At 62.3% G+C, this 25,769-nt stretch carries 22 protein-coding genes; 5 read left to right on the top strand and 17 right to left on the bottom strand.

Annotated elements, in window-relative coordinates:
• Positions 1 to 102 precede the first annotated feature (102 nt).
• From AB5I39_RS03960 to AB5I39_RS03950, 3 genes are all read right to left on the bottom strand, one after another.
• Positions 103 to 543 (bottom strand): hypothetical protein, encoded by a 441-nt coding sequence (locus tag AB5I39_RS03960; protein WP_404371441.1) that lies wholly within the window; start codon positions 541 to 543, stop codon positions 103 to 105.
• Positions 544 to 713: 170 nt separating this feature from the next.
• Entirely contained in the window at positions 714 to 1,562 is an 849-nt protein-coding gene (locus tag AB5I39_RS03955; RefSeq protein WP_404371438.1) for a metallophosphoesterase family protein, read from the bottom strand.
• Positions 1,514 to 2,749, bottom strand: a complete 1,236-nt coding sequence (locus AB5I39_RS03950) for a glycosyltransferase family 4 protein (RefSeq protein WP_404371435.1) — start codon at positions 2,747 to 2,749, stop codon at positions 1,514 to 1,516. The genes AB5I39_RS03955 and AB5I39_RS03950 overlap by 49 nt, the downstream gene beginning before the upstream one ends.
• A gap of 276 nt (positions 2,750 to 3,025) precedes the next feature.
• Here AB5I39_RS03950 and AB5I39_RS03945 point away from each other — a divergent pair, with 276 nt between their 5' ends.
• From AB5I39_RS03945 to AB5I39_RS03925, 5 genes are all read left to right on the top strand, one after another.
• Entirely contained in the window at positions 3,026 to 4,342 is a 1,317-nt protein-coding gene (locus AB5I39_RS03945) for an exopolysaccharide biosynthesis polyprenyl glycosylphosphotransferase (protein WP_404371432.1), read from the top strand.
• Between the two features lie 130 nt (positions 4,343 to 4,472).
• A complete protein-coding gene (locus tag AB5I39_RS03940; protein WP_404371430.1) occupies positions 4,473 to 5,249 on the top strand; it encodes a polysaccharide biosynthesis/export family protein in 777 nt (258 codons plus the stop codon).
• Positions 5,250 to 5,299: 50 nt separating this feature from the next.
• On the top strand, positions 5,300 to 7,555 hold the full coding sequence (locus tag AB5I39_RS03935; RefSeq protein WP_404371427.1) for a GumC family protein: 2,256 nt from the start codon (positions 5,300 to 5,302) through the stop codon (positions 7,553 to 7,555).
• A complete protein-coding gene (locus AB5I39_RS03930; protein WP_404371424.1) occupies positions 7,552 to 8,772 on the top strand; it encodes a hypothetical protein in 1,221 nt (406 codons plus the stop codon). Before AB5I39_RS03935 ends, AB5I39_RS03930 begins: the two co-directional genes overlap by 4 nt.
• On the top strand, positions 8,769 to 10,190 hold the full coding sequence (locus AB5I39_RS03925) for an O-antigen ligase family protein (RefSeq protein ID WP_404371421.1): 1,422 nt from the start codon (positions 8,769 to 8,771) through the stop codon (positions 10,188 to 10,190). Before AB5I39_RS03930 ends, AB5I39_RS03925 begins: the two co-directional genes overlap by 4 nt.
• Before the next feature lie 47 nt (positions 10,191 to 10,237).
• Here the strand turns inward: AB5I39_RS03925 and AB5I39_RS03920 are convergent, their stop codons facing one another.
• From AB5I39_RS03920 to AB5I39_RS03855, 14 genes are all read right to left on the bottom strand, one after another.
• On the bottom strand, positions 10,238 to 11,065 hold the full coding sequence (locus AB5I39_RS03920) for a glycosyltransferase family 2 protein (protein ID WP_404371418.1): 828 nt from the start codon (positions 11,063 to 11,065) through the stop codon (positions 10,238 to 10,240).
• Entirely contained in the window at positions 11,062 to 11,973 is a 912-nt protein-coding gene (locus tag AB5I39_RS03915; protein WP_404371415.1) for an NAD-dependent epimerase/dehydratase family protein, read from the bottom strand. The genes AB5I39_RS03920 and AB5I39_RS03915 overlap by 4 nt, the downstream gene beginning before the upstream one ends.
• Positions 11,970 to 13,130 (bottom strand): glycosyltransferase, encoded by a 1,161-nt coding sequence (locus AB5I39_RS03910; protein ID WP_404371413.1) that lies wholly within the window; start codon positions 13,128 to 13,130, stop codon positions 11,970 to 11,972. The genes AB5I39_RS03915 and AB5I39_RS03910 overlap by 4 nt, the downstream gene beginning before the upstream one ends.
• Positions 13,127 to 14,266 (bottom strand): CDP-glucose 4,6-dehydratase, encoded by a 1,140-nt coding sequence (gene rfbG, locus AB5I39_RS03905; protein ID WP_404371410.1) that lies wholly within the window; start codon positions 14,264 to 14,266, stop codon positions 13,127 to 13,129. The genes AB5I39_RS03910 and rfbG overlap by 4 nt, the downstream gene beginning before the upstream one ends.
• Positions 14,230 to 15,021 carry a glucose-1-phosphate cytidylyltransferase gene (locus tag AB5I39_RS03900; protein ID WP_404371407.1) on the bottom strand — a complete coding sequence of 264 codons (792 nt, stop codon included), beginning with the start codon at positions 15,019 to 15,021 and terminating at the stop codon, positions 14,230 to 14,232. The genes rfbG and AB5I39_RS03900 overlap by 37 nt, the downstream gene beginning before the upstream one ends.
• 109 nt (positions 15,022 to 15,130) lie before the next feature.
• The gene (locus AB5I39_RS03895; RefSeq protein ID WP_404371404.1) at positions 15,131 to 16,300 is read right to left on the bottom strand and encodes a glycosyltransferase family 4 protein; all 1,170 of its coding nucleotides are present in this window, start codon (positions 16,298 to 16,300) and stop codon (positions 15,131 to 15,133) included.
• The gene (locus AB5I39_RS03890) at positions 16,297 to 17,415 is read right to left on the bottom strand and encodes a glycosyltransferase family 4 protein (RefSeq protein ID WP_404371402.1); all 1,119 of its coding nucleotides are present in this window, start codon (positions 17,413 to 17,415) and stop codon (positions 16,297 to 16,299) included. Before AB5I39_RS03890 ends, AB5I39_RS03895 begins: the two co-directional genes overlap by 4 nt.
• Positions 17,405 to 18,538 (bottom strand): glycosyltransferase family 4 protein, encoded by a 1,134-nt coding sequence (locus AB5I39_RS03885; RefSeq protein WP_404371399.1) that lies wholly within the window; start codon positions 18,536 to 18,538, stop codon positions 17,405 to 17,407. Before AB5I39_RS03885 ends, AB5I39_RS03890 begins: the two co-directional genes overlap by 11 nt.
• A 96-nt stretch (positions 18,539 to 18,634) precedes the next feature.
• Positions 18,635 to 19,525 (bottom strand): glycosyltransferase, encoded by an 891-nt coding sequence (locus tag AB5I39_RS03880; RefSeq protein WP_404371397.1) that lies wholly within the window; start codon positions 19,523 to 19,525, stop codon positions 18,635 to 18,637.
• 181 nt (positions 19,526 to 19,706) lie between these two features.
• A complete protein-coding gene (locus tag AB5I39_RS03875; protein ID WP_404371394.1) occupies positions 19,707 to 20,999 on the bottom strand; it encodes a hypothetical protein in 1,293 nt (430 codons plus the stop codon).
• Between the two features lie 59 nt (positions 21,000 to 21,058).
• Complete coding sequence (locus AB5I39_RS03870) at positions 21,059 to 22,042, bottom strand: GDP-mannose 4,6-dehydratase (protein WP_404371391.1); 984 nt, start codon at positions 22,040 to 22,042, stop codon at positions 21,059 to 21,061.
• Positions 22,039 to 23,115, bottom strand: coding sequence for a glycosyltransferase family 4 protein (locus AB5I39_RS03865; protein WP_404371388.1), 1,077 nt, complete (start codon positions 23,113 to 23,115; stop codon positions 22,039 to 22,041). The genes AB5I39_RS03870 and AB5I39_RS03865 overlap by 4 nt, the downstream gene beginning before the upstream one ends.
• On the bottom strand, positions 23,112 to 24,242 hold the full coding sequence (locus AB5I39_RS03860; RefSeq protein WP_404371385.1) for a glycosyltransferase family 4 protein: 1,131 nt from the start codon (positions 24,240 to 24,242) through the stop codon (positions 23,112 to 23,114). The genes AB5I39_RS03865 and AB5I39_RS03860 overlap by 4 nt, the downstream gene beginning before the upstream one ends.
• Positions 24,239 to 25,708 (bottom strand): oligosaccharide flippase family protein, encoded by a 1,470-nt coding sequence (locus AB5I39_RS03855; protein ID WP_404371383.1) that lies wholly within the window; start codon positions 25,706 to 25,708, stop codon positions 24,239 to 24,241. The genes AB5I39_RS03860 and AB5I39_RS03855 overlap by 4 nt, the downstream gene beginning before the upstream one ends.
• Positions 25,709 to 25,769 lie beyond the last annotated feature (61 nt).

Below are 25,769 nucleotides of genomic sequence, written 5' to 3'. Positions count from 1 at the left end.
TGACTGCCACTCGAAGAGACTGGCTGGAAATTCATCCCGCCAAAAACAAAAGGGGCCGAACTTACGTTCGACCCCCGAAATTGTAGACAGAAAACCCAGAGACTAGGGGCTAACTGCTTTCGTGCTGGTGTTGCTGGTAGCTGCGGCAACACCGCCACCAATCGCCAGAAGTGCCAGACCGCCAACGATGTAGCCGGTCGAGCTACCACCGGCGGCTGCACCACCAGTAGCTGCGTCGTCCTGCGTAGCAGCGAACGACTGCGGCGCGGCGCAAGCCGAGGTGCCGACCGACAGGATCGACGTCGGCTTCAGCGCAACGTTGCAGCCCTGCATAGCGACCTTTGCCGACGAACCGCGCGTAATCACGCGATCACCAACGAACAGCGTCTGCCCAGCGCGCGCCGGAAGAAGCTTACCGTCACGGGCGATAACAGTGCCCTGCGAAGCTGCGGTCAGCGTACCGACCGATTGCTCGGAAGCCGCAAACAGCGGTGCCGAAAGGCTCGCCATTACGATGGCGGCGGTTACCCGCGAAAATTTCATCTCAGTCTCCCTTGAACCCGTTTAGCGGTGCTCGAAGATCGGAATACCCACGAGGACCGAATTTGTCCACCCTCAAATCGTTCGCGCTCGCACAAAAAACCCGAGTGAGATGCTGAAACGCCACACCTGTGTTTAGGTTGCGCGCAAGCCTCTGGGCGGTCGAAAAAACCTTATCGAACCGCGGTCAGGAATTTGCGGTCGCTGCCCTCGAGACAGAGCGCGGTAAGGACGCCAGTTGCATAGGCGCCCGTGTCTATCCCGATGCGATTGGGCCGTTCGTCCGGACCATCGCTGATCGTGTGGCCGTGCACGATCATGAAGGGATGAGTGGCGGTACTTTCTAGGAAATCCTCGCGAATCCAGCGCAGGTCGGCAATCTTCTGCTGTTCGAGCGGGATACCCGGGCGTACGCCTGCGTGAACGAACAGATAGTCGCCGAAGCGAAAGCTATCCACAAACGATTCGACGAAGGCTACGTCCGCAGGGGGCATCGCCGCGCGAATCTCGGCAGCCGCAGCCTTCGCCGAAAGCGTCGCGAGACGGCCAACCTCCACACCGTAGCTCTGCGCGAATTCATAACCGCCAAAGCTCATCCAGTCCCATATCCGCTCGGGATCGTCGCCGAGCACGCGCAGCAGCATCTCCTCGTGGTTGCCCATCAGGAAGATCGGATTCGGAAGATTCGGGCGGATTTCCTGCAGCAGTTGCAACACCCCGCGAGAATCGGGTCCGCGGTCAATCAAATCGCCTAGGAATATGACGAATTCCCGCTCGCATGGCCGCGCCTGGCTGTCGGCATCGATCTGGTCCAGCAAATCGCGCAGCAGATCGATCTGCCCGTGCACGTCGCCAATCGCGTAAGCACGGGTTCGTGGAGGGCCACTGGGCGCCGGGGCCGGTTTCGGTGTTTTTCTGAAGAGTCCCACGGTTGTTTCCAAATCGTCCGGCACTCGGTCGGGCGCGAGTGCGCTTATTGCGCTGCGGTATCCCCGCTCGCTGCGTCGAGCAAGTGCAGCCACCGCTGAAACGCATGAGTCCGGGTGTAGCCCCCGTCAAGCAGCGCGCGCGCTGCCCGACCCATGCTTGCCGTTCTCGGTCGGTCTGCCGCAAGAGCCTCGATCGCCTGCGCAAGGGCGGCGGAGTCACCGGGCGCGACCGCGACACCGGCGCCGGCCGGGACGATCAGCCGGGGCAATTCTCCGTCCGGTGCGCACACCGCAACGACGGCACGCCCGGCGGCGCATACACCGAACACCTTGCTCGGCACGATCAACCCTTCGAATTCGGGTCGCAGCGAGATCCAGTGTGCATTCCCGGTGGCGAGCGATTCGGACAGCTTCTCGCGCGGCTGATAAGGCACGAAGCGGAAATTGGTGAGCTTGCGGGCGGCAACCTCTGCGGCAAGTTGCTGCGACATGTGCCCGCCGCCGACAAACAGGAAGACGATGTCGCTGCGTGCGCGCAGCGCCGTTGCCGCGCCCAGCAACGTATCATATTCGTGCGCGCGCCCCAGGTTTCCGGAATAGGCCAGGACGAAGGCATCGCCCGGAATGTCCCATGCCGCGCGAAGGCCCGGCGAATGCGCGACGAGGGGCACGATCTCGGCATCGTTCGACCAGTTGGGAATGACGGCAATGCGATCGCGCGGGATTCCCGCGCGTGCTACGCGATCCGCCATCAGATTGCCGATTGCGACCACGCGCGTTGCTCGACGCAATGACATGTCCCGCAAGCGCATGAGCACGTGGCCGATCGGCCCGCGGGCAATCCCCATCCCATAAGCGACCGCCACTTCGGGGTAAAGATCTTGGAGCCACGGAATCAGAACGGCACCGCGCATTCGGGCCACCAGGGCAAGGGGCACTGACAGCAACGGCGGGTCGGTCTTGACCACCAGAATGGTCCCGCGCCGCGCGATCCGCGCGGCGGCGATCGGCGCGAACAACAGGTAGAAGAGGTAGGCCGCAATTCGACCAGCCATACCGCGCCGCGTTGCGGGAGTAGGCACCCGGCGTACCTTCACCCCGTCAAGCGTCTCGGCGCTCGGCAGCAATCCCTGGTCCTGTCCATAAATCGCACGGCTGGCGATCACCGTGACGTCATGTCCCTGCGCCGCCAGATCGACGGCGAGATCGGTCAGAATCTGCGCCGTGGCCGAATGATCGGGGGCGTAAAAGCGATTGAGGAACAGGATCGGAGCAGGCATTTTGATGGACGTTCTCGCGGCGCGGCACTGCGACGGCCAAAGCACGATGCCATTGCGCTGATCAACCGCATAGTTTTGCGCGTCGATCCGGCGCGGGCGCTCAGCGCCGACCACTTTTATGCGCGGTTTGGCGGATTCCATTGAACTTGGCGTCACCGCGTGCCATCAGCCGACCCGGTTTTTTGCAGTGCAACGCAGAGAGTGTGTGACTGGACCGGATTGGTCCCGCGCAGTATCGACGCGGCGCGAGTTGCGGACGGATTAGGGGATTTCGCAATGCTGCAAGCGCGTTTGCGAAGCAGGGATGGCCAACGGCGCGTTGGCGTACAGCGCTATCGCTATCAACTGCTGGTGGGGCTGCTGGTGGCCGTGGTGCTGCCGTCGTTGATCCGCGGTCTCTTCGATTCGCGCGACCTTGCCTATTTCAGCAGCACGATTCTGGAATATGAAAACAGCCGCAATTCGCTTTTGGCGTCGATTGTCGGGCTGATCCTGGGGGTGTCGCTGTTTCGGCGGCTGTGCAACTTCCCGGGCGTCCGCTCCTACGAATATGTGCTGCCGTCGTTTTTTACGTCCTACGGCATTGTGACGGCGGCGCTGCTGATGTTCCGGCTGGAATATATCGTCTCCGTGGTGGTGACGAGCTTTGCTTTAGCGATGATGACGTTCTTCGTCATTTGCTATCTGAACCAGCGGCACACCGCCTATCTGTTCCATGTCGTACCGTGCGGCGATATGTCACGGCTGCAGGGTATTCGGCACGTCGACTGGGAGTATCTGCGCGAGCCGGTGCTGCCCGAAGTTCCGGGGTCGGGCATCGTCGTCGATCTTCGGGCCGAAATCGGCGACGAATGGGAACGTTTGCTGGCGCAAGCCGCGCTCGCTGGCGTGCCCGTGTACCATTCGAAGCAGCTGCTGGAATCGATCACCGGCCAGGTCGAGATCGAACATATTTCGGAAAATAATCTGGGCTCGCTGAACCCGAACGACGGTTATGGTCGGGTGAAGCAGTTTGCGGATCTGGTCATCGCGCTGATTGCTTTGCCGCTATTTTCGCCCTTCCTGCTATTGATCGCCCTGGCAATCCGGCTCGATTCACCTGGGCCAGTGCTGTTTCGGCAATTGCGCATGGGTTTTCGCGGCAGGCCGTTCGAAGTTTACAAATTTCGCACGATGCGCCCGGTGGCCGCGCCCGGCACGCATGACGATGCGCGTCGCGCCGCCATCACGCACAGCGATGACGACCGCATCACCCGCATCGGACGCATCCTGCGCCGCACCCGCATCGATGAAATTCCCCAGATTCTCAATATTCTGCGCGGAGAGATGAGTTGGATCGGGCCGCGCCCCGAGGCAATGGCACTCTCCGCATGGTATCAAAGTGAAATTTCGTTCTACAGCTATCGTCATGTGGTGAAACCAGGAATAACGGGCTGGGCTCAAGTCAATCAGGGTCATGTGGCAGAGATACATGACGTTCATTACAAGCTATGCTACGATTTTTACTATATCAAATATCTTTCGGCTTGGCTTGATGCTCTGATTGTATTCCGGACAATTCGAACTGTCCTGACGGGTTCTGGCGCAAAATAGGATCGTTTGATCGATGTGCTCGCCAAGGGATGCGTTAAGCTCTCGTTAGGCCGAGCGGGTGTCGGGTTGATTTCGACGCCTCCAATGCTAAAGCGCGCATTGGGCAAAGGGCCATGCCGCCACCTGATTTATGGAGACCACTTTGACCACTCACGCCGAAGCCGCGAATCGATCGCCCGTGGTGTCGCCCGTGGTGTCGATTGCCTCGGCCTATCGCACTGTGTTGGCACTTGGGCTGCTGTGCATGGCTGCCCTGCTTGCGCTGGGCGGGTGCGCCAACTCGCGGGGTGGCTCGATTCCCTATGGTGTCCAGAAGTTCAACGCCCCGGATCCGATTACCGCGATTTCGGCCGAAAATGCCTATCGCACCGGTCCCGGCGATACGGTGACGATTGCGGTAATGCGCGTGCCAGATTTGTCCGGTGACGCCGTCATCGATCCGACGGGCGATATCACGATGCCGCTGATCGGAAAGGTTCCGGCGATCGGCAAAACCACCGACGAACTGGCCACTGACATTGCGGGCCGTCTGAGCGCGAAATATCTTCAGAACCCGGAAGTTCGGGTCGCGCTGAAGGCTTCATCGAGCCAACGGATCACCGTCGATGGTTCGGTAAACGGCCCCGGCATCTATCCGATCGCGGGTTCGACCACCTTGCTTCAGGCGATCGCGCTGGCAAAGGGCACGTCGGCGGATGCAAATTCGCGCAAGGTCGCGGTATTTCGCGTCATTGGCGGGCAGCGACAGGCAGCGGCCTTCGACTTGACGGATATCCGGCGCGGCAAAGCTCCAGACCCCGAGATCTTCGGCAATGATGTCATCGTGGTCGATGGTTCGGCATCGAAGGCAGCGCTCAAGAACGTGTTGCAGACGATCCCGCTGATTTCGCTTTTCCGTCCCTTCTGACGCAGGCACTTAGTGCCGCCCCGTATGATTTTGTTAGGCGACCATAGCTGATGAATAAGGAAACCAACGAGATCGTGGCGGCGGGGGCGAGCGGTCAGTCGCGCGGCCTGCAAAACGCGATGGCGGCGCCGATTTTTGGCGCTGCTGAAGTGCAGCAAGAAAGCGGCAATCAGATCAGCGCACGCGAGGCGTTGCGCATTTTTGGCAAGTGGCGGTGGCTCATCGCCGCAATCGTCGCTGCGGCGCTGATCACTGGCATCGTCGCGACGATGCTGACCAGCAAGCGTTATCGCGCGACTGCGCAGGTCGAGCTGGCGCTGCAGGAGATCAATCTCGGGCCAGGCAAGGACGGCACCGGTGCCGAGTCGCAGGTGATGCGCGATCCGCAGTTCATGGGAACGCAAATCGGGCTGCTGCGCAGTCGCGATCTGGCCGAGCGTGTTGCGCGGAGTCTCGACGCTGGTTCGCGCGCCAAGATCGCGCCAAATGCCGTCAATCCTGCCGCCCAGATCAAACAGGTGACCGGTGCGGTGGCCGGGGGGCTGCGGATCGACGTCGTTCAAGGCAGTCGCCTGATCAACATCACTTACGAAAGTCGCGACCCGGGGGTGGCGGCGGCCGTCGCCAATTCGGTTGCGGACAATTACATCGCGTCGAACCTCGAACGGAAATACGAATCCTCCGCGTTTGCCCGTAAGTTCCTAGAGCAGCGGCTGACCCAGACAAAGGCAGCGCTCGAGAAGTCTGAACGGGATCTGGTTGAATATGCCGGACGCGAGAAAATCGTGATGGTCGGCGGCGGTGCGGACCAAGGTGGCGGCAAAGATGGCGGCGGCGAATCACTCGAGGGCAGCACGCTCACCTCTCTCAACGCTGCGCTCGCCACCGCGCAGGCCGAGCGTATCGCTGCTGAGCAGAAATTCCGGAGCGAGGGGGCATCTGCCGGCCAGTCGGCGGCCATCAACAGCACAGCTGTGGGCGGTCTAAAAGCCGAGCGTGCCAAGCTGCAAGTCGATTTCCAGGAGAAGCTCGGTACGTTCAAACCAGACTATCCTGAAATGGTCGCGCTGAAGACGCGAATCCGCGAGCTCGATCAGCAAATCGCTCGCGCGCAGGGCGAAATTTCTGGTTCGGTCAGTAACAACTATGCGGGCGAATATCGCGCCGCACTTGGCCGCGAGCAGCAACTGCGTGCCCGCGTCGCACAACTGACCTCGGGGGTGCTCAACCTGCGCAACCGTCAGATCCAGTACAACATCCTGTCGCGCGAGGTTGATACCAACCGCTCGCTCTATGATGGTCTGTTGCAGCGCTTCAAACAGGTCAGCGTCGCTGGCGGCGTCGGGGCGAGCCAGGTCTCGATCGTTGATCGCGCGTTGGTGCCGGGCGGGCCATTTGCGCCGAACCTGCGCAATAACCTTCTTATCTCCCTGCTGATCGGCTTGATTATCGGTGCCGGTGTAGCGTTTGCGATCGAGTTCATCGACGACACGATCAAGAACCCGGACGACGTTCGCAATCGCCTGCATCTGACCTTGCTTGGCGTCGTCCCATCGGTCGCGAAGGGCATGACCATGCTCGACGCGCTCGACGATCCAAGCTCGGCGCAGTCCGAAGCGTATCTGTCGACCCGCACGGCGATCAAGTTCACGACCGCGGGCGGCGCGCCTAAATCGCTGGTCGTGACCAGCTCCCAGGCGGCCGAAGGCAAATCGAGCAGCTGCTTCGCCATCGCGCGTGGCTTTGCGCGCTTGGGCAAATCCGTCCTGTTGATCGACGCCGACATGCGGAAACCTTCATTCTCGGTTCCGGCCGGTTCGGAAGGGGCGGGCCTGTCGTCGCTGCTCGCCTCGACCGACGATTTGCGCAACCACATTACGCCGACGTCGATCCCCAATCTCTTCCTGGTGCCGAGCGGACCGATTCCGCCGAACCCGGTCGAGCTTTTGGGCGGCATGCGCTTGCGCGAAGTGCTTGCCGAGGCTGAGGGCATGTTCGACATCGTGATCTTCGATTCGCCGCCGGTGATGGGCCTTGCCGACGCGCCGATCCTGTCGTCGGTCGTCGATGCGACGATCTTCGTGGTACAGGCGGGGCGAATCCGTCGCCCCGCGGCGCTGCGTGCGCTGAGCCGCCTCGAGCAGGCTGGCGCGCGGATTGTTGGAGGCGTCATAACCAAGTTCGACCTGAAGGGTGCGAGCTACGGCTATGGCTATGGCTATGGTTACGGATATAGCTACGGTCAAAAGCAGATCAAAAATGCAGAGGCCGGTGCGCGGCGCCAGATTTCGATCGAGAAAGAATGACGACCAAGCGCGGTTCCTGGACGCGGCGTTCGGTCGCGTTCATCGGTGCATTGACCTTTGTCGGGATCATCACGGTTTCGACTGAACAGGCTCGTCCAGCCGCGACGAAGCTGGGCCAACTAATCGGCGTTGTGCCGACCGATCAGCGGTTGGCATCGATTGCGGACGCCATTGCGGTTTCGCGGCGGCTGCCCTCCGCGAAGGATATTGCGTTCGCGTATCAAGCCGCGCAGCGCCAACCGCTTTCGGCGCCCCCGTTTTTTATCGTCGCCGCAACTCGCGCACCGGCCGCTGTGGTCAACGCGCGGACGTTGAACGCGCTGGCATTGCGGCGTGATCCACGGTTGGCGCCGGCATGGGCGTGGCAGGTGGCGGACCGGGCAAAAGCTAATGATGCGGCCGCTGCAACGCGGGCGCTGATCCGCCTCGCCGTGCTCAATCGCGAATCTAGCGCGATTTGGCAGGCAATCGCGCAGGTCAGTGCCGACCCTGTGGCGCGTAAGGAAATAAAGGCAGAGATCGCGCGGGGTGCGGCGTGGCGTGACACCTATTTGACCGCGCTCAGTAGTTCCAATGTCGATCGCGCGATCGTCTTCGAGATGCTTGAGTCTTCGGGTAAGCACGCGCCGGTAACCAACATCGCGCCTCCTGGCGCGCCGGACGACCGACGTGCCTTTCTCGCCCAAATGATCAGGCAGCGCGATTATGAACGGGCGTATCTCGCCTGGATACAGTGGTTGCCCGATGCGTCGCAAAAGGCCGTCGGCCGTGTGTTCGACGGCGCTTTCACCGGGGCTGCGGCGCTTCCCCCCTTCGCGTGGGAACTGGCTGATGGTGCAGGAGGCACGACCAGCATGACGGCCGGGGCCGGCTTGACGGTCGATTACTCTGGTAGCGACGGATCGATCCTAGCCAAGCAGATGCTGTTGCTGCCGCCGGGGCGCTATCGCATCGTCACGCAGGCGAAATTCGATCCGGTTTCCAACGAGAATGGTGCGGCGCCGCTGATTTGGGCGGTGACATGCGCATCCGGTGGCACCGCCTTGAACGAACTCCCCGTGCCGCTCGACGGCACTGCGCGTCGCGTCTCGGGTACGCCCTTTGCGGTGGCCGCCGGATGCGAGGCGCAAACATTGTCGCTGAAGGTCAATTCCGCAGATTTCGCGAAGCACCTGTCGGGCGCGATCCGCTCGGTCGCAATCGAGGCGGTCCAGTGACGCGTAACCAACCTCAATCCATCCTTCCCTCGCTCGACCTGCGCGGAACCGCGCTATGGCAAGCGGTGGCTGTTGGCGGCTTCTTGCTGCTGGCGGTGACGCTGGGCGGATGGAGCGTGGCCGGGGGCACGGCCAATGCGGTACTGCAAGTTGCATCTGTGATCGCGATCGCGGCGACGTTCGCGCGGTCGAAGCCCACGCCGCGCGCGGGCGGGGAGCGACAATTGCTCCTTCTCGTCGGGTTGTTCGGCGCTTTATTCGTTCTGCAACTGATACCGTTACCGCCTGTGCTGTGGAGCAGTCTGCCGGGCCGACGTCTCGTCGTCGAAGGATTGGCGGCACTGGGATTGCCGTTGCCGTGGATGCCGCTCTCGCTTGCGCCGGAGAAGACGGTGCAGTCGGGTTTGTCGCTGCTTCCGCCGCTCGCGATGATCGTAATGATCGGCGCGTTCCGGCGGCCGGTTGCTCGCGCTGCGGTGTTGTCGCTGATCGCGCTGATGATTTTGTCGGTGTTGCTTGGTGTGGCGCAGGTCGCAGGAAACGAGCATCTCTATTTTTACAGCTTTACCAACGGCGGCAGTGCAGTTGGCTTCTTCGCCAACTCGAACCATTTCGCGACGTTGATGTGCCTGACCCTACCGCTTGCGGCGGGCCTGGTCGCGCGCTGGCGCGGCGAGGCCGATGGGGCGGGGGGCGTGTCGCGCATATTCGCCGCGGCAGTGCTGCTTGCAGTCGTTCTGCTCGGCTTGCTGGGCGTCACAATGACGAAGTCGGTGGCGGGCGTGGGACTGGCGCTGCTGTCGCTGGCGGGCAGCGCTGCTATTGTGCTCTCGGGTCTGCCGCGCAGCTTGCGGCTGGGTTTCGTTGGTGGGGTCGTATTGGTTGTGCTCATCGCCATGGTGGTCGCGATCAATAGCGGAATCGGGGATCTCACGACGACGGACCTTGGCGGCGGCGATCTCAGCCGCATGAGCATGTGGCACCTGGCGATCAAGGCAATCGGCGATTTCGGAACGGTTGGTTCGGGTTTCGGTAGCTTTCCGCAGGTGTTCCACCTGTTCGAGAATCCGGAACGTGTCATTTCTGTTTTTGCCAACCACGCGCATAACGACCTGCTCGAATTCGTCCTGGAATCCGGCTTACCGGGTACAGTGCTGCTGCTGGCGTTTCTGGTCTGGTTTGTGCTCCGCATCGGATCAGTGTGGCTGATCGACCGTCAGCGCGATCCGCTGGCGCAGGGCGCCTCTGTTGCCGCGCTGATCGTATTGCTGCACAGTCTGGCGGACTATCCGCTACGAACCGGCGCGATAGCCGCCGTATTCGGACTGTGCCTCGCGCTGCTCGCGCGCGATCCGGCGGGCCGGTCGAGCGACGAAAACCAGGCAGCCACGCAGCCGGGGCGCCACCTTTCGGCGTAGGGCCCCATCGACGTGGGGCGTTCCCGCACCGGATACGATTCCCCGCGCTACTGCTGGGCGTGCTCGTCGATCTTAAGCTTTATGTCGTGAAAATAGGCGAATTTCATCAGGGCGTAGTGCAGCCCTGCCGCGCCATCCAGAAATCCCCGCTTGGCGATATAAGTGCCGAGGAAATACGCGGACGCGAACCACCATTTGTCAAGCGCCCGGTATTTCGTCTTCTGCCGCTTCGTTAGCCGGGCCCAGGCACCGGCAGTATCGGCCATCAATTGGGCACGACGATGTACTTCCCAGGTCGAATAGCTATTATGCCGCGCGATAAAATGTTCGATTCCGCGAAAATCGAGATGGTCGATCCGCGCGGCAATTTCGCCAATGCGTCCGTCGAGCTGGGGATGCTCGTGCACTTCCATGTCGAGCTTGCTCCAGCCGGGGTCTTCGATCCGTTCATAAAGCCCGGCTCCTACCCGGAATAGCGCAAGCTTTCGCTGCGGCAGGCCGTGCTTCAGCACCTTGCCCATGAAATGGGTGGTGTAATTCAGCCAGAACCCAACCTTGTCGGTGTTGGCCAATGCACTCGCCAACTCGTTGATAAATTCGCGCGAGACTTGCTCGTCGCCGTCCAGAAACAATACCCACGGCGTTTCGAAGCGCTCGTTCAGCAACACCCAATTGCGCTTTTTCGGGTATCCGCCGGTCCAGGTGAAAGCGATCACCCGTGCACCATGGTCGCGGGCGATCTGTTGCGTGCCATCGCTACTACCTGAATCCACCACCCAGACCTGTGCGAAATCGCTTAGGCGCGACAGGCATTGGGGGAGGTTCTTGGCTTCGTTCTTGGTAGGTATGACGACGGTAACGGGCAAAAGGCTCATGTCGATGGTCCGGTTTCGGGCGAAGCTGCTTCGGGGTCAAGGGAGGGCAGCAGCGGTGCGGTCGCCATGAAACGCTGCGGCGGAGACCAGTCGAGCGCGGCCAGCAGATTGGTGATGTCGGCTTCCAGCTTTTCCTCATCCACGACGGATCGCGGCATTGCGCCGAAGTGCAGGCGCGATGCGGTAATCTCTGCTTCTCGCGCTATCCGCTCGACCGCCATGCGCACGCTGACCGCGTGTCCCGTGCCCACATTGTAGACCGGTTGCAGCGGCATCGGCAGCGCGATCAACCGCACGATCGCCGTGCACACATCATCGACATGGATGAAATCGCGCAACTGGCTACCGTCGCTCAGATCGATCGGTCGGTCGTGATATCGGGCCGCTAGAATTTGCGGGAACAGGCGGCGTTCATTTTCTCCCGGGCCATAGGCACCGAAGATGCGGGCTACCGTGGCATCGATCCCACTTGCCGCACAGGCCTCTAGCACTGCCAGGCTCGCAGCAAGCTTCGCGCGACCGTACACGCTGACCGGGCGGCACGGGGCATCCTCGGCATGGCGCCCGCTATAGCCGTATTCGGCCATGCTACCCGCCTGAACGAAACGCGTGCCCGGTCGGACTGCGGCCGTCAACGCCAAGGCAACCCGCAGCTCGCGCTGCTTCGCGTCTTCGGCCTCCGCGGCCGTCGATGCCCGAACATAGGCCATTGCGGGAGATGCGAGGTTGATGACGACGTCGGGACCGCACGTATCGACGAAACGGGCCACCGCAGCAGGATCTTCCAGATCGAGTGTCGCGCGCGGCGGTGCCTCGACGCGATACCCGGCGGCATACAGGTGCCGCGCCAAGTGCGCACCGATGAAGCCGCTTCCACCGGTCAATAGAACCGTCTGGGGTGCCGTCATCGCGGCGACCGGCCGCTGTGGTAGAGTGCTTCCAATTGTCCGGCGATCACCGGCCAACCATAGTGTCGCTCTACCGCGTTCCGCGCCTTCTCCCCCATGTTGGCGAGCGTCGCGGCCGGCAGCGACAGCAGCCGCTCAAGCCCGGCTTTAACACCATCGACCGTATCGGGGACGACCGCGCCTGCTTCCCACGCTTCTATCTCCGGCAAATGGCATTTGTCCGTGATGAGAACCGGGAGCCCGGCGGCCATCGCTTCCAAGATGGCGATCGAGAAGCCTTCCTGATGCGACGGCAGCACGAACAGGTGCGCCGCGCCCAAGGCACCGATTGCGACCGGCCCGATCAGATCGGTCGTCAACGTGATCCGGTCCCGCAACGGCGATTCCGCAATCCTGCTGCGCATCGCTTGCAACAGGCCGTCGTCCTGCGGAATGCCGGCGATCAGCAGCCCCACGTCATCGAAGCGGGCATCCAGCGCGAGCCGCGCCTCGACGAGCTGGTCCACGCCCTTTTTGGGATGTAGGCGGCTGAGATACACGATTGTACGCGGCCATATCGAAAGGCCCGGCACCTTGCTCCGCACACCGTCGAGTCCGGCCTCGACGGCTGCTTCGGTCGCGGCAATGTCGATGCCGTTAGCCACGATCGCACGCGGCGTCTTTGGGTGAAGGGCACTGGCTTCCGCCGCTTCTTCGTCGGTTGCGAAGACGATGGCGGTGGCCCGCGAAAGCAAGCTCCCGGTCCACAAGCGCAGTGCGACCGCTTTGTTGAGCCTGGACTGCGCCATCGACCAGCGATCGAGCATACCATGCGCAGAGACGATCACCGGTTTTCCTGCCGCACGGAAGACTGCAGCGAGATCGGCAGCACCGGCTTCCCAGATCGCATGGACATGCAGCGCGTCGAAGTCTGCGATTCGGCGCTGCGCCGCCTGCCGCATTGCGCGACTACGGCCTATCCTGGCTGGACGGTCGGCGGGGAAGCAGCAGATTTCAACCCCAGGCGAAGCGAGCGCCGCGACCGCCAGGGTGAAAATCGTGACGGTGTGGCCACGCGCGACGAGCGCTTGGGCACTTCCCAGAACGACGCGGGGCGGGCCGCCTGCCGAAGGGCGTAGGTCGGGCGTGAAGAGCGCGATCCGCAGCGGACGGGTCATGCCGTTGCCCAGGCGATGCCCTGTGCTGTGCCGGCTGCTTCATATTCCGCGATCGTCGCGAGCGTCAGCGCGGAGAGATCAACCCCGCCATCGGCCCAATCGCGATACCAGGAGACAGTCTGCCGGATCGATTGTTCGAAACCCCAAGCCGGTTGCCATTTCATGAGATGGTGCGCCTTGTCGCAGTTCAGCGCGAGCGCGAACGCCTCGTGCGGCGCGTCGTGCGCGTTTGCCATTTCCCAGGTGCCGCCGCCCCATGCCGCAATCGCTTGTGCCACGACGTTCTCGACGGGCTGTACGCTTGCCACCGAAGGACCGAAGTTCCAGCCACTTGCCAATGTCGTCGCGTCATCGGCGGTTGCGAGCCGCGCACCGAGCCAAAGATAGCCGCTCAGCGGTTCCAGCACATGTTGCCACGGCCGGGTCGCGAGAGGATTGCGGATTTCGATCGGACGACCCGCGACCAGTGCCGCGATGCAGTCGGTCATCAACCGATCCGCCGCCCAATCGCCGCCGCCAATCACGTTACCGGCGCGTCCGCTCGCCAGCCGGACCTGCGATGCTGGCCCGGAAAAGAAGCTGCTCCGCCAACTGTCGACCACCAGCTCGGCGGCGCCCTTGCTCATGCTGTAGGGATCGTGACCGCCCATCGGATCGATCTCGCGATAGCCCCAAATCGATCCGGTATTGGCGTAGCATTTGTCCGAGGTGACGACGATAACCGTCGTGGCGCGCCCTGTCGCGCGTACTGCCTCGAGGACGTTGGCGGTTCCGACCACGTTCGTCGCCAGCGTTTCGACCGGGCGTTCGTAGGACAGCCGCACCAACGGTTGCGCGGCGAGATGAAAGACGATCTCGGCCTCGCTCTCCGCTACCACGCGGTTGAGTTCCGCTACATCCAGGATGTCGCCAATATGGTGATCCACCACGTCTTCAACGCCGGCGAGTTCGAACAGTGACGGCACGGTCGGGATGTCGATCGAATAGCCCGTGACCTCTGCACCGAGCCGTTGCAGCCAGAGCGCGAGCCAGCTTCCCTTGAAACCCGTATGGCCGGTGATGAGGACCTTGCGTCCGCGATAATAACCCTGAAACACGCTCAGCGCACCGCCCAGGGCGCCTTGCCAGCGGACCACAGATCGTTGAGGTACGTCCAGTCCCGGGCGGTATCCATGCACTGCCAAAAGCCGTCATGGCGATACAGCATCAGTTCGCCCGCGGCGGTCGCCTCGATCAGCGGTTCGCGTTCGAGCATCACGTCATCATCCTTGTCGGCGACGAAGCGGTTGAGGAACTCGGGGTTCATCACCATGAAGCCGCCATTGATGAAGCGATCGGTGACGTTGGGCTTTTCGGCCCAATCGACGACCTGATTGCCTTCCAATTGCAGCTCGCCGAACCGCCCGGGAGGTACCACTCCAGTCATCGTGACGAGCTTGCCGTGGGCACGGTGAAATGTCGCAAGCGCCGTAAGATCGACATCCGATACGCCATCGCCATACGTCAGCATGAAGGGTTCACCCGGCGTGAGGTGCCGCGCCACGCGGCGCAAGCGGCCCGCCGTTGCGGTTTCCGCGCCGGTTTCTGCGATGGTGACGGTCCAATCGTCGCCGTCGAGCTCGTGCGGATGGTACTCCGTGACTGGTTGTTCGCCGAGCCGCACGGTCACATCGCACCGCTGCGCATGGTAATTGAGAAAATAGCTCTTGATCGACCAGCTAAGGTGCCCAGCGCACAGCACGAATTCCTTGAAGCCGTGTCGGGCGTAGCTGCGCATGATGTGAAGCAGGATCGGATCCCCGCCGACCAGCGCCATGGGCTTCGGGACCGCGTTGCCGGTAACCTCGCCCAGGCGCGTTCCCTTGCCACCGCACAGAATGACGACTTTCAACAGGCTTCCCCCAAGGCGGAACAGCCTCCGCACGACACCGCCGCGATTAACGGCTCGGCTGTTGCCTTACAACTCCATCGTGACATTTACCGCAGATCGCGGCGCCCGGTTACCGGCGTGCGACCCCCGATAATGCGATTCGATCAACTATCGTCGGGTGCTGCAGCCGCGAGACGCCGTGGTCGAGCGCCTGCGCGATCCCACTGCCAAACCGCTCTGGCCCCCATTGATAGACACGCGCGCGGCCCGCGGCCGCCAGTGTCGCGGCGCGCGAACGATCCGTCAGCGTCTCCAGCGCGTGGGTGATGCCGGCGGTATCAAGGGGATCGAACAGCAGCCCCGTGACGCCATCGTCGACCAACACTTCGGCGCATCCACAGCGTTTGGAGATCGCAACCGGCAGGCCGCTGGCCATCGCTTCGTTGACGACCAGCCCCCATTGTTCGGTGGTGGAGGCGTGGACGAAGGCGCCGGCGGATCCGTAAAAGCGAGGCAACTCGTCAATTTGGCGGAACCCCGGCATCAATACGTGCTCGGTTAGACCGAGCGCCGCGCGCTGCGCTTCCAATGCGCCACGCAATTCGCCGTCACCGAGCAGCACCAGCGGCCAATCTGTTGGATCGTCGCTGCGCCCGCGTCGGAAGGCGGCATAGGCATCGAGCAGGCGCGCCAAATTTTTCTTCTCGATAAAGCGGTTCGAGGTGAGAAAATACCGCCCGCGGATTGCCTCGGACAGGCCATCCGGCATCGCGGCGGCAGCAGCCGCACGCGAAAAATAGGCATTGTCGACCGCGTTATAGCCACGGAAGATCGCCGCCTCCGCCAGACCGAGATCGACCAGATAGCGCTCTTGCGAGTCGCTTGTGACGAGGCCGGCACTGTAATGCGCCACGATACGGCGCTTGACCCATTCGGCCACGGGCTTGCGTTCAAAATCCCAAGCGTTGGTTTCTGACATCAGGATTGCCGGAATGGCCCGTTGTCGTGCCCAGATCAGGCTTGCAAAGGCCGCGCGTGACGACCACCCCGGCAAGGCGATCGCAGCGATGTCGAGCGGGGCCAGCTTGGCCTCGAGTTCGGCGACGATGTCGCGCACGGTGCCCGATTTGGCCAGCGGCAGATAGTGCAGCGGGGCAGGGACGGTCGGCTTGTCCCAGGCATATTCCGTGCCGCGCGGTGTCGCCTCGACCGCCACGACATCGAGGTGCGCACTCGCGCCGAGCATCCGGGCGATGTGGTACGGCCCGAAATTGTCGAACAGGATGGCGAGGCGAGTCATTGCGATGCGCCTGATGTGACGGCAGCGTCCGCCGCTTGATGGGTCTGCTCCAGCCGCCGGTATACGGCATCTACGCCGCGTGCCATCGTGGCGATGTCGAATCGTGTTGCCACGGTCGCCCGATCCAGTGCCAGCGATGCTGTAGCGGTCACGCTCGCTTCGGCCAGATCGCGGACGATGTTCGCAGCGGCCGCAATGTCGCCCGCTTGTACGCGATATGCGCTGCGCAATACCGCTGCCACCTCGCTGCCGCCCGAATTGTTCGCGTAGCTGATCGATGGGACGCCGCGCTGGACCGCTTCCAGAAACACCAGTCCGAAGGGTTCGCGATGCGAGAAGATTGCTACAAGATCGAGCGTGTCCCACGCTGCAGCGATATCTTCGACATAGCCGTGGAACACGACCCGGTCGGCGATGCCGAGCGCTGCGGCACGCGCACGCGCCTCGGCAAGGTCGCTGCCGTCGCCATAGACCGCGAAAGTCATACGCGAATCGGATGCCAGTGCAGCCGCGAGCTCGAGAAAATCGAAGATGCCCTTTTCGGCGACGACGCGCCCCACGAACCCCACCGTCAGCGGGCCCGCGGCCGATCGCCCGGACGGTGCTGCACGGGTATCGTCGGCGACGCCGTTATACACCACTGCGAGCGCATCTGGGCGAGCGATACCGGTCGCGATCACCGCGCGACCGATCGAGTGCGAGATCGCGATATGGTGGGCGGCGAGACGCTGCAGCCGTCGCGAAAGGCGCTTCTTCCACGTCAGGTCGTCATCGGGATAGACATGGGCGTGTTCGATCCAGCGCGACGTACCGCTGAGCGCGATCAGGCCTGCGGTCCAAATTGGCTCGCAATGGGTGTGAATGATCGCATTACGCGTGGCAAGCAACGTCAGCATCAACCGGAGCGGCGCCAATGGGCCCGAGATGCTGCGGGTCACCGCGCCGAGACCGTATTGCGTCGCCACCGTCCGCACCCGCTCGCCCCGTCCAAGGCAAAGCAGCGTCACTTGCCGCCCCTGCGCGACCTGCTCGCGCGCCAGCATCGGGACGAGCGCCTGGATCCCGCCCCACGGCTCGGACGGCACGATATGCAGGATGGGGCGGTTAGAAGACATCGGATACCGCGGCGATGAAGCGCGCTTCCCACGCCGCCATCGAATAGGCTTCCGCTTCGTGTGTCGCTCCGGCGGAAAGTGCCGCGCGCAAAGCCCGGTCCTCGACGATCCGCACGACGGCGTCCGCGATTGCCTCCGGGTCGCGCGGCGGCAGCACGATGCCGCTGACGCCGTCCGTAAAATCCACCCCGCCTTCGCGCGTCGCGACGATCGGCAAGCCGCTCGCCATCGCCTCAAGGACCGTTCCGGCCGCACCCTCCGCTAACGACGGGAACAGGAACAAATCGGCGCGTGCGAACTCGCGTAGCAAATCTGCCTTGCCGAGATGGCCGAGCAATTCAGTGTTCGGCGCGGCCAGCTTGACCCGCGTCGTCGCACTCCCGCTGCCCGCAAACACGAAACGGATGTGTGGATGGCTATCGCGCAACATGTCGGCGGCTGCGCGAATGTACTGCACGCCCTTGCGCAAGTGCAGCGATCCGCAAAACAGGATGCGACCGGGCTCGGGCGTCCCCACCCCTGCGTGCAAGCTGGCGCCATAGGGCACCAGTCGGCATTTGCTGGCAAACCGAGCGCCGTGCCTGGCGACGTCGTCGATTACCGCCTGCGACGGGCAGAAGAGAATGTCGGATTGCTCGAACATTGCGAGCGAATGCGTGTCGTAACGACGGCCAAGTTCGGGACTGGTCGGCGCCTCGCCCCAATCCGGAAAGTCTGCGACTTCGCGGTCGACCGCGCGATAGGCACTCGGCACGATGAATACGTCGGAAATGATCGGCTTGCGCGGGGCCCGCGCTCGGAGCTCTGCGCCATCGGTAAAATATTGCAGGTAGAAGCCATCGCTTTCTGCGACATCTCGTGCGCTCGGGCGGCGGAGCGTGCGCCGCCCCCCTCCAGGTACCGCGACATTTACCCCCGAACGGACTTTGCGCGCCGGCACCGCATCGGTGGCACGACGATTTAGCCTGGCTTTGACATTCGCCGGGAGCGGCAGATGCGAAAGTCCGCGCAAGGGATGTCCCGTGCCGAGTGCGAAATCGGTGTAGAGTCGCTGCAGCATGCCGTGCTGGTTCAGGAAGCGCGCCAGTGCGTAGTTATGCCGCGCGCCGGGCTGGACGAGCATGACGCGTGACACGGAGGGTGGCTTTCCTTCGTCAAATGCCCGAACCAACAGGGCAGGTGTAGTACCGGTCGCGCACGGACCTGTGATCCGGTGCTTCTATTGGGGAAAGCCGAACCCGGCAACCGGGCTTTCCTGCAGCGCAACGACGCGGTGGTCCCACGTCTCGATCCGCTGGACCCGGCCCATTTTCAGCGTTTCGAGAGCGGAGCCAACCAGCTGCGGCACCGCCGGAATCTCGCCGGTCAACACTTCGGGGCGTGTGGCGATCTGGTCGCAATGCGGCGTGGCAATGATCGGCTGTCCGATCGCGAGATGATCGTACAACCGCATCGGCGAGCAGAAATGATTGAACGGTGTTGCGGCATAGGGGATCACTGCCACATCGAACGACGCCATCCACCGCGGCATGTCTTCGTGCGGTTGCGCCCCAAAGAAATGGACTTTCGGGTCTGCGCGTAGGCGCTCGAGCGTAGGGTTGTCCTCGAGCGCGGCCTCGACCGGTCCTACCAAGGCAAGCGACCCGACGCGCGAGTCGGCGGCTACGGCGGCGAGGAAATCGAGGTCGATCCGCGTGTTGAGGACACCCGCCGCGCCGAAGATGGGGCTGGGGAGGGCCGCGATACCGGGCGGTTTCGCAGATGGCACGGCAAAGCGCGGCTCGGTCGCATTCGGGGACACGCACGTCTTCGCCGGATCGAGCGCATATTCGCTGACGGCGCGCGCGCGCAATGCTTCGCTCACGAAGATCGACAATCGCGCGATCCGGCACAGTGCGGCTTCATCGCGCGCCATCCGCCTCGCGTCCCATCCGGCATAAGACCGGTAATCGTCGGAGCAATAATAGACGATCGCGCTCCGACCGGCAGCACGGCGGGCGAGCGGCAAGTAATGCGGGGTGGTGACAACGATCGTGGCCGCGCCGCCATCAGAATCGGCCAGCTGCGCGATACGCCGCAGCAGTATCGGCATCCCGATCCACGACAACACGCCCGCCCATCCCTTTGGCACGCGAACGGGTATTACTGCAGGGTCCGACCGGGTGATGGCTCCCGAAGATGGCGCGAGCAGAAACGCCGCGCTGGACCGTCGGCGCAGCGCTTCCGCAAACTTGTGGCGCCAGATAGTGTTGACGTCCAGAAACGCAATCACGCCCCCGAACCTCTTGCGCTCAGGAGGCACGACGCTGCACAGCACCTGGCAGGAGCTTGGCTCCCACCTTTCTCGGACGCCGTGCGTAGCGGAAAACGGCATAAGTAGAGCCGAACATTAGCGGCAACACGCCAAAGAAAATACTCGTCGATTCGGTGAAGACCTTCAGACCAGCTGCAAGCAAAATGATGTAATAAAGTTGGGATAGAACATCACCAGAATTTGCCCGCTTCCATAAAACTCCCATGAAGTAGGAAATTCCAAAAAATATAATACATCCAAAATAGTGAAATGCCTGGAAGGAGTCGGCAAATCCGGTTCGCGTCGCACCGCTTGCAAAATACTTGGAATAGGCACCAGCAGATTCGTCTTCGTCGGCTTTTAAGCTGTCTTTTAGATCGTGGCCAATAATAAATGCAGGAACATAAAGCTGGATGATCGTGTTATAATAGGGGGTTAGGAAGCTATAGCGATCAGACCAGGATGTAATCGCAATGTCTGAAACGCCGCTTGCCATTTCGTCATAGTTATTTTTATTACGCGATTTGTCCTCAAGATCATCTGCGGAAAGCGCGCCTATCAGGGTCGAATTCTCTTTGGCGATATAACCGCGGATCGCGCCCGCTTGGTTAACAAGAATGGCACCGACAAACACTAGCGGTATCAAAAGTACGCGGCTGATCGCTTTCTTTTTGACAAACCAAAGGCCTAAAAAAATGATCGAAACAACGGTAAAGCTCAATTCTCGCCGCGCCGCCAACAAAATCGTCGGGACGGTAACGACCAGCCCGATCAAGGCCAGCACAAGGGCCCTTTTATCACCCGTATACAGGTACAATAGCCAACCAAGACTGGCACCGTAAATCAAAAGCGCAGTCATCATAACGTAGAATGCAACCGCGCCGGTAAACAAATCACCCGCCTGCATCGTCGCAACTTCGCGTTCCAGCAAAATCTGCGCGATGCCGCCGATCACGGCAAGAGCCATGGCGCCCTTCAGGAGCTTGTCGAAATCGTATCGCTCCCTGAGCGAGGCCAGATCGTTGCGCCCTGCAATTGCAGCGCGGATACCGCCCGCCCAAAAGCCTACCGCCGTCATGATCATGCAAAGGATCATGTAGCTCCACGTCAGCGTCGGCTCGAAATCGTTCAAATCGCCGCTGGATTCGATGCGCCAGGCCTGGGGCAGCAGGAACACCCACATCAGCAGCGAACCCGCCACCGGATAGGCGAACAGCGTGGCTGGGCGCAGCACGGCGAGCAGAGCGAGCAGGGCGATCAGCCCTGTGAGAATGGTCAATTCAACGGACATGCGGCACCGATCGTCAGGACTTTCTAACGCCTAGCGAAAAAGCGCTTCGGCGGCGAGGCTTAGTTTGCGCGGATCGCCGCCAGATCGGCATTGACCATCAGCCGCACGAGCGCGGCCACATCGGTCTGCGCGCGCCATCCGATTGCGGCGGCCGCCCGGCTGGCATCGCCGACTAACGCAGCCGCGTCGGCTGGGCGCAGGAACCGCTCGTCGACCTCGACATGCGCGCGCCAGTCGAGCCCCACATGGTCAAAGGCGTGCGCCAAAAACGCACCGACCGAAGTGGAAACGCCTGTCGCGAGCACCAGATCTTGCGGCGTCTGTGCGTTCATCATGCGCCACATCGCCTCGACATATTCGGGCGCGTAGCCCCAATCTCGGGTCGCCGAGAGCGCGCCTAGTTGCAGTTTCGGGCCCCCGGCGGTCGCAATGCGCGCGGCGGCCTTGGTGATCTTGCGAGTGACGAAGCTCTCACCGCGCCGCGGCGATTCGTGATTGTAGCAAATGGCGTTGACACAGAAGAGCCCGAACGCCTGACGATAGACGCGCACCATATCGACCGCAAAGGCCTTCGCGACGCCGTACGGCGTGATCGGGCGGAACGGCGTGTCCTCATTTTGCGGGCTGTGTGCCGCATTGCCGAACAGTTCGCTCGACCCGACGTTCAGGAAACGCGGCGGCGCCGGCAGATCGCGCACGATTTCCAGGATTTGCAACGTGCCCATTGCGGTGAACTGGCACGTCGATTCGGGTATTTCGAAACTGAGTCCGACATGGCTTTGCCCGGCCAAGTGATAGAGTTCGGTCGGCTGGATCGACAGCAGCAGACGGCGCAGCGTGGTTACATCGTCGAGATCGCAATAATGCAGAAACAGCCGCTGGTTATAGACCGCGACATCGCCGGTCAGATGATCAAGCCGTGGGCGCTGGATCAGGCTGGCGCGGCGCACGATGCCGTGCACCTCATAGCCCTTTTGTAGCAGCAGTTCGGCCAGATACGAGCCGTCCTGGCCGGTGATGCCGGTAATGACGGCCTTGGTCATGCGCGTGTCTCCCCGACCAGATCCAGCAGAAATGCCTCCCACCGATCGCAGAGGGCCTTGTAGGAGAAATGTTCGAGATAGTGGCGCTGCAATCGCGCGTGGTCGATCTCATCCGCATACAGCGCATTCGCCAACGATCGCAACGCGGGCAGAAACTCGTCGAGATTGCCGCTGGTGATGCGGCAGTCCATGTTGCCGTAATCCGGAATTCCGCCGACCCCGTTTGCGACGAACGGTACGCCGCACGCCATCGCCTCGAGCAGTACTAGCGGTGCGCCTTCGGCTCCATAGGTAGGAAGGATTTCGAGATCATAGGTGTGCAATAAGGCCGCATAGTCCGCGCCGCCGGGGAAGCGACCGCACAAGCGGATTCGCCCGTCCAATCCGCGTTCAGCGATCATCGCGCGAAGCTCGGCGTCTTGCGGTCCGCTGCCCCAGATATCGAGGGTCGCGATGTCCTGTCCGACAATGTCCCAGCGCTCGATCAGCCAGCCGAGACCCTTGTGCGGCGCCAGACGTCCGAAATAGCAGGCCTTCAGACTGCCGGGGGCACGCGCGGTTTTTGGCAGCAACGTGAGATCGGCGACAAGTTCGAGCGGGTCGGAGAGCGCAGGGATGGTGATGCTTGGGCCAGTCCAGCCGAAGCTCTTCTTAAACAGCGCTTCGACCGGCCGCCCTTGGCCGACGAGCGCGTCATAGCCGTAATGAACCAGCATCCGCGGATCGATCTTTCCGTTGCGGGCGCCGCTCATCACCTCAAAAAAGACGCGCTTTTTGATACGTCGATTTAGCAGCGGTCCGAGCATCGACTTCCAGCCGGTTCCAACCACCACTGCGCAATCGAAGGCTTCCGGCGTTCCGGTTGGGTAACCGCGCACAACCTGACCGATCGTTTCGACATTGACGATCCGCACCGAGTCTTCCTGTGGCAGGTCGTATGGTTCGGTCCCGATCGGCCCAGGCGTCGCCACGGTCACGGTATGTCCGCGCGCGGCCAGCCCGCGGGCCAGCCATAGCGTGTGGTTCTTCACCCCGCCTTCACTGTGGAGATAGCCGACCAGCAAAAGCTTCATGATGCGCTTGCCGCTCCGTCGGCACGGCCTACGCCGGTAAAGAGGTCGAAATAGGTCTGCAGAATATGATCCGTGCGATAGGAGCGGCGATAATCGTCCGCAACCGCGGCGGGGACCCAAGCGCCCGCGCGCCACTCGCCGATCGTCTGGTTGATGACAGCAGCTGCGGCAGCCGGATCGTCCAGCGGCAGCACTGCGCCGAACCGGCCGCGCGCCAGGATTTGCGGGATCGCGCCGACGGCGGAGGCGAGGAACGGACGGCCGCGGCTCAGGACCTCGAGTGCGACGAGACATTGCCCCTCGCTAACCGACGGATTGAGGAAGATGTCGCACGAATCGATCGCATCCGCTACGGCTTCGCGCGGCACCGCCCCGTGAAAGATCACCGGCAGACCGCGCGCCGCGACATCCGAGCGCAGTCGTACGTCATGCTCGCCCTCGCCAAACATGTGCAGCTCAATCTTCGTGCCCAACAGCGCCGCGATGATGTCGAGCAGATAGAACAGATTCTTCTGCGGCACGAACCGCCCGAGGAAGCCGAGCCGACACATGCGGTCCGCTGGGGGCTCATACGCAGGGGTTATCGGGGCCATCGGCGGGAGATACGGCACTTCGACGATCCGTCCTGCAAAGCCCATGGCGCGCAAGTCGGCGGTGAAATCGGGGCTCTGCACGATCATCGTGTCGACGCAGTCGGCAATAAAGCCGGGCAGGGTGGCGCCCCACATTTCAGACGGGCGGTAAGCGGTGATATACTGCACCTCCGCGCGCCGACTCCGGTTGCGACCGCCGATCGCGCGCATCCGTCGCAGCGTCGCGGGCGGCGGAAACTTGCCGAGCACGATCGTATCCATGTCCTTCAATTTCGCGCCGTGCCGCCAGAACAAAGCCTGATCGGGCACGCGCCATTGTGACCCGCGGCGCAGGCCACTGCGATACACCGTTACCCCGCTCTGCGCGATCGTCTGCAATTGCGACAGATCCGTCGCCCAGGCGAAGAGCGCGAGATCGACCGGTTGCTTGGCCAACGCGATAGCAAGGTCCTGAAAGCACGCCTCGATCCCGCCGATTGCTTCGAAGCCACCGACGTAGAGCGCGACGGCTGGTGTGAGTGCGGCCGCTCTCACAGACTGGTATCCGGGTTGCGCTGGAAGCGGCCGGGGATCATGCCCAGCGCCATGTCCTTGAGATCGTGCGGACGCGTCCACAGGCACGCGATCAGCGAAAGCAGCGCCGCGATGACCGCGACCGCAACCGAGAAGGCGGTAATCCCACCCCATCCATGCGGGGCCACCAGGACGCACAAGAGCAGGGGCGCGACGTTGATGGTGATCGCACGCAAATCGTCGCGGCGGATTTGGGCAAAAGTACCGCGCCCGGTGAACAGCAGAATGTTCTTGAGGAGGTAAGCGGTCGCGACACCGGCCGCACCGAAAAGCCACGCGCCCACCGCCAGCATTGCGATGTAGGGAGCACTCACCATCAGAACGATCAGGAAATTTGCACGCGCGTTGCCGCGGGCGTTGAGCAGGAAGAAATAGATTGCGGAAATTGCCTCGATCCAGAGCGCAAGCGTCAGGATCTGCAGGCTCCACGTCGCGCTGTCAGCGAAACTTGGCGAAATCCAATAGCGTAGCAGCGGCGCGGAAACAGCGGCGACGAGGACATATCCCGGCGTCAGCAACAGCACGAAGCGGATCGTCTTGGACAACAGCACCCGTTCGCGCTCGCCATCCGCCCCGACCAATTTCGGAAAGATGACCGACAGCAGGCTGAGCGGGATCGTCATCGATCGCGACGTGACCGAAAGCGGTATGTTGTACAGCGCGATCTGCGAGGCGCCACTGACCGTGCCCAAGACGAGACGATCGGCCGACGACACGATCGTCTCCACTAAAGTGCCGAGTGATACCCAGCCGCCATAGCCGAGCATCATCCGAACACGCCGCAGCGAGACGCGTGGCAGGCGGTGCTCGAACATCCGCAATGAGGATATTGCCATCGCAGACAACAGAATCACGGCACGGGCCGCAAGCGTGGCGTAGAGCAAAGCGGAAATCTCGTTCGACACGAATATCGCCGCCAACACCGGCAGCAGGATGGTAAGCACGGTGTCGAGCGACGAGAAGACCGCCAGTGTCAGGAATGCGTGACGGCCATTCCACACGCCACGCGCATTCGAAGCCAGTACGATGCAGAGGCCGATCCCGATCAGCGGCACCACCGCACCGCGCATCTCCACGCGGATCGCCGGGCTGAGGTGCATAAGTTCGGCGAGTCCGAGCGGCAACAAGCCGAAGATGATGATGCTGGCGATCAAACCGATCGGTGCGCTCAGCGCCATCGCCGACCAATAGGCTTCGGATTGCGCGGCGACATCGTCGCGCAATTCGCCGGACACGAAATAGGTCAGCGCTGGCCCCATCCCGAAGTTGAAAGTGGCGACATAGGTCGACAGCGACAGGATCACCGCGACCACGCCATATCGCTCCGGCCCGATAGCGTGCAGATACACCGGGGTCAGTGCGGCAAACAATACCAGTCCGAGCAGATTACCGCCGAGGTTGACCGCGAAATTGCGCCCCGTCGACATCAAGACCAAACGGTGTGAAGGTGGGGTCGCTTCGGGCCGCTGCCGTCGGGTGTGGCGATCC

Source organism: Sphingomonas sp. MMS24-J45 (assembly GCF_044881195.1).
GTDB lineage: Bacteria > Pseudomonadota > Alphaproteobacteria > Sphingomonadales > Sphingomonadaceae > Sphingomonas.
This window is presented reverse-complemented; position numbering and strand designations above follow the sequence as displayed.

Bases quoted from the DNA above. Each gene is read 5' to 3' on its own strand.
- AB5I39_RS03960 (WP_404371441.1), bottom strand. From the start codon at position 543: ATGAAATTTTCGCGGGTAACCGCCGCCATCGTAATGGCGAGCCTTTCG.
- AB5I39_RS03950 (WP_404371435.1), bottom strand. From the start codon at position 2,749: ATGCCTGCTCCGATCCTGTTCCTCAATCGCTTTTACGCCCCCGATCAT.
- AB5I39_RS03945 (WP_404371432.1), top strand. From the start codon at position 3,026: ATGCTGCAAGCGCGTTTGCGAAGCAGGGATGGCCAACGGCGCGTTGGC.
- AB5I39_RS03940 (WP_404371430.1), top strand. From the start codon at position 4,473: ATGGAGACCACTTTGACCACTCACGCCGAAGCCGCGAATCGATCGCCC.
- AB5I39_RS03935 (WP_404371427.1), top strand. From the start codon at position 5,300: ATGAATAAGGAAACCAACGAGATCGTGGCGGCGGGGGCGAGCGGTCAG.
- AB5I39_RS03930 (WP_404371424.1), top strand. From the start codon at position 7,552: ATGACGACCAAGCGCGGTTCCTGGACGCGGCGTTCGGTCGCGTTCATC.
- AB5I39_RS03920 (WP_404371418.1), bottom strand. From the start codon at position 11,065: ATGAGCCTTTTGCCCGTTACCGTCGTCATACCTACCAAGAACGAAGCC.
- AB5I39_RS03915 (WP_404371415.1), bottom strand. From the start codon at position 11,973: ATGACGGCACCCCAGACGGTTCTATTGACCGGTGGAAGCGGCTTCATC.
- AB5I39_RS03910 (WP_404371413.1), bottom strand. From the start codon at position 13,130: ATGACCCGTCCGCTGCGGATCGCGCTCTTCACGCCCGACCTACGCCCT.
- AB5I39_RS03895 (WP_404371404.1), bottom strand. From the start codon at position 16,300: ATGACTCGCCTCGCCATCCTGTTCGACAATTTCGGGCCGTACCACATC.
- AB5I39_RS03890 (WP_404371402.1), bottom strand. From the start codon at position 17,415: ATGTCTTCTAACCGCCCCATCCTGCATATCGTGCCGTCCGAGCCGTGG.
- AB5I39_RS03885 (WP_404371399.1), bottom strand. From the start codon at position 18,538: ATGCTCGTCCAGCCCGGCGCGCGGCATAACTACGCACTGGCGCGCTTC.
- AB5I39_RS03875 (WP_404371394.1), bottom strand. From the start codon at position 20,999: ATGTCCGTTGAATTGACCATTCTCACAGGGCTGATCGCCCTGCTCGCT.
- AB5I39_RS03870 (WP_404371391.1), bottom strand. From the start codon at position 22,042: ATGACCAAGGCCGTCATTACCGGCATCACCGGCCAGGACGGCTCGTAT.
- AB5I39_RS03865 (WP_404371388.1), bottom strand. From the start codon at position 23,115: ATGAAGCTTTTGCTGGTCGGCTATCTCCACAGTGAAGGCGGGGTGAAG.
- AB5I39_RS03855 (WP_404371383.1), bottom strand. From the start codon at position 25,708: ATGTCGACGGGGCGCAATTTCGCGGTCAACCTCGGCGGTAATCTGCTC.